Source organism: Streptomyces populi (assembly GCF_002911015.1).
GTDB classification, from domain to species: Bacteria; Actinomycetota; Actinomycetes; order Streptomycetales; family Streptomycetaceae; genus Streptomyces; species Streptomyces populi.
Genome location: NZ_KZ627068.1, coordinates 1 through 3380, shown reverse-complemented (window position 1 = coordinate 3380; position 3380 = coordinate 1). Strand labels below are relative to the sequence as shown.

Annotated in this window: 2 protein-coding genes; both read right to left on the bottom strand. The window is 74.5% G+C overall.

The window, feature by feature from the left end; translation table 11 throughout:
- Window positions 1–671, bottom strand: a 671-nt coding sequence (locus tag CW362_RS42565; RefSeq protein ID WP_206301229.1) for a beta-ketoacyl synthase N-terminal-like domain-containing protein, incomplete at its 3' end; no start/stop codon positions are given.
- Window positions 672–705: 34 nt separating this feature from the next.
- On the bottom strand, window positions 706–3380 hold a 2675-nt coding region (locus CW362_RS42560), incomplete at its 5' end, for a type I polyketide synthase (protein WP_162684445.1).

Here is a 3380-nt window from a genome sequence, read left to right as displayed (position 1 = left end):
TCCCCGCGGCGCAGCGACTGGGCGGCGAGGTGCAGGGCCACCAGCGAGGAGGAGCAGGCCGTGTCCACGGTGACCGCCGGGCCCTCCAGGCCCAGGGTGTAGGAGATGCGGCCCGACGCCATGCTGGGCGCGCTGCCGTTGGCCAGGTGGCCTTCGAAGCCGTCCGGGGCGGGATTCAGGCGGGTGCCGTAGTCGTTGTACATGACGCCCAGGTACGCGCCCACCGGGCTGCCCCGCAGCGAGTCGGGCAGGATTCCGGCGCTCTCCAGCGCCTCCCAGGAGGTCTCCAGCAGCAGCCGCTGCTGGGGGTCCATCGCCAGTGCCTCACGCGGTGAGATGCCGAAGAAGCCGGGGTCGAAGTGGTGGGCCCGGTGCAGGAAGCCGCCCCGGGTGGACGTCGTCCTGCCGACGGCGTCCGGGTCGGGGTCGTAGAGTTCGGAGGGGTTCCAGCCGCGCTCCTCGGGGAAGTCCGAGACGGCGTCGACGCCGTCGGCGACGAGGTGCCACAGCTCCTCGGGGGAGGTGACGTCCCCGGGGTAGCGGCACGCCATGCCGACGATGGCGATGGGCTCGCGCCGTTCCTCCTCGAGTTGGTCGATGCGGCGTTTGGCCTCCCTGAGGTCGAGCGTGGCGCGCTTGAGGTAGTCGATCAGTTTCCGGTCATCAGCCATGGGTTCCCCGCCAAGTAGGTCAGCGAGCCCGGACTCAGAATTGTCCGAGCTCGTCGTCGAGTAGTTCGAGCAGCTCGTCCGCGCTCGCGTCCGTCACGTCCTGGTGGTCGACGTCGCCGGAGCCGGGATTCCACTCGGCCCACAACGCGCGCAGCCGGGCCGTGACATGGCTGCGGTCCGCGTCGCTGGGGGCGGCGGACGCGAGCGACAGCGCCAGCGCGTCGATGCCGGCGTGGACGTCCTGCATCCCGTCGGTGGAGTCCGGGCCCAGCTCCGCGTCCAGGTGGCGGGCGAGGGCGAGCGGGCTCGGGTAGTCGAAGATCAGGGTGGCGGGCAGCCGCAGTCCCGTCACTTCGCCCAGGCGGTTGCGCAGTTCCATGGCGGTCAGCGAGTCGAATCCGAGGTCCAGGAATCCGCGGCCCGCCTCCACGGCCGCCGGGGTGTGCCCGAGCACCGTCGCGACGTGTTCGGTCACGAGGACGAGCAGTGCCTCGGACCGCTCGTCCCCGGTGAGGTTCCGCAGCCGGGCCTGGACCGCCTCGGGTCCCGGGCCCGCGGCACGCTTCGGTGCCGGGGCCAGGGCCCGCAGCACGCTCGGGAAGGAGGCCGAGCCCGCCGTCTCCCGCAGCCGTCGCAGATCGAGCCGGGCCGGTACCAGGACGGGCTCGGGGCGCTGCAGGGCGGCGTCGAAGAGCGCGCAGCCCTCGGCCGGTGCCAGGGGCAGCATGCCCGACCTGGTCAGGCGCTGCACATCGGTCGGTGAGAGGCCGCCGGTCATTCCGCCGTCCTGCTCCCACCAGCCCCAGGCCAGCGAGGTGGCGGGCAGGCCGGCCGTGTGCCGCTCGCGGGCGAGTGCGTCGAGGACCGCGTTCGCGGCGGCGTAGTTGCCCTGTCCTCCGCCGCCCAGGACACCGGCCGCGGAGGAGAAGAGGACGAACGCCGAGAGCGGGCGGTGGCGGGTCAGTTCGTGCAGGTGCAGGGCGCCGTCGGCCTTGGCGCGCAGCACGCCGTCGATCCGGTCGGCGGTCAGGGAGGTGAAGGCGCAGTCGTCCACGACGCCCGCCGTGTGCACCACGGCCGTCAGGTCCGGTACGCCGTCCAGGAGGCGGGCCAGGGCGGCGCGGTCCGAGACGTCGCAGGCGGCCAGGGTCACCTCGGCGCCGAGTCCGCTCAGTTCGTCGCGCAGCCGGGCCGCGCCGTGGGCCTGTTCGCCGCCGCGGCTGACGAGCAGCAGTTTCCGCGCGCCGTGCGTGGCCGCCAGGTGCCGGGCGAACAGGGCGCCGAGCGATCCCGTGCCGCCGGTGATCAGGGTCGTTCCGTTCGGGTCGTAGGAGACGTGGTCCGGTTGCGGTGTGTGCGCGGGGGCCCGGACCAGGCGCGGCACCAGGGTCTCGCCGTCCCGCACCGCGCACCAGGGCTCTTCGCCGGCGAGTGCCTCGCGCAGCGCGCCGGCGAGGACCGGGGGCGGGGTGCCGGCCCCGTCGTGGCCGTGTGCCTCCAGCACCGTGAAGCGCCCCGGGTGCTCCTGCTGGGCCGAGCGCAGCAGGCCGCGGACCGCGGCCTGCCGTGGTCCCTGCCCGCGCAGCACGGCCGCCAGCCGCGTGGCGCCGAGCCGTTCCTCGGCGAGGAACTCCTGGGCCAGGGCCAGCGTGTTCCCCAGCAGGGAGCCGATCGTGCCCGCCGGGTCCAGGACGACCGTGACCACGTCGGGCACCGGGTCGCCGGAGCGCAGTGCCGTGCGCAGGCTGTCCAGGTCGGGATAGCCGCGCGTCCGCCCGCCCAGGTGCCCGGCGAGCAGGTCGTCGCCGAGCACCGCCCACTGCCGTTCGGGCACGGTGGGGCCGCTGTGCGGTGCGGGGATCCAGTCCAGCCGGTAGAGGGAGTCGAGCCGCGGGCCCGCGAGGTGGTCCAGGGTCACGGCGCGCAGGGTGAGCGACTCGACGGAGCCCAGCGGTGTTCCGGTGCCGTCGGCCAGGTCCACGGCCACGGTGTTGTCCCGGGCCGAGGTGAAGCGGGCGCGCAGCTCCGTCGCACCCCTGCCGTTCAGTTCCACGCCGCTCCATACGAACGGCAGTCCCTCTCGGCCCTCGAGCACCCCGAGGCCCGCGGGCCGCAGCGCCGCGTCGAGCAGTGCGGGGTGGAGGCCGAACTCGCTTGCCGTGCCGTGCAGTTCGTCGGGCAGCTTGGCCTCGACGTACAGTTCGGCGCCCTTGCGCCAGGCCGCGCGCAGGCCCAGGAAGGCGGGCCCGTAGGAGAATCCGCTGTCCGACAGGCGGTCCTGGAGTTCGTCGAGGTCGACCGGGGCGGCTCCGGCAGGGGGCCAGTCGCGCAGATCGGGGGCCGCGGCCGGTGCGCTGCCCGAGGCGGGGCGCAGCCGGCCCGAGGCGTGCCGGGTCCAGGGGTCCTCGCCGCCGGTGCGGGCGTGCACGGTGATCCGGTACTCGGAGTCGACCGCGCACTGGAGCCGGACCTCGCCGGTTTCGGGTATCGCCAGCGGGACCTCGAGGGTCAGCTCCTCGACCCGGTCCGCGCCGCAGTGTTCGCCGGCGGCCCTGACCAGTTCCAGGAACGCGGTTCCCGGTACGACCGCCGTGCCCGAGGCCGCGTGGTCGGCGAGCCAGGGCTGCGTGCCCGATCCGAGCGTCGCGGTGAACGTCCAGCCCTGGCCGCTCGCCAGGGGGACGACCGCGCCGAGCAGGGGGTGCTCGA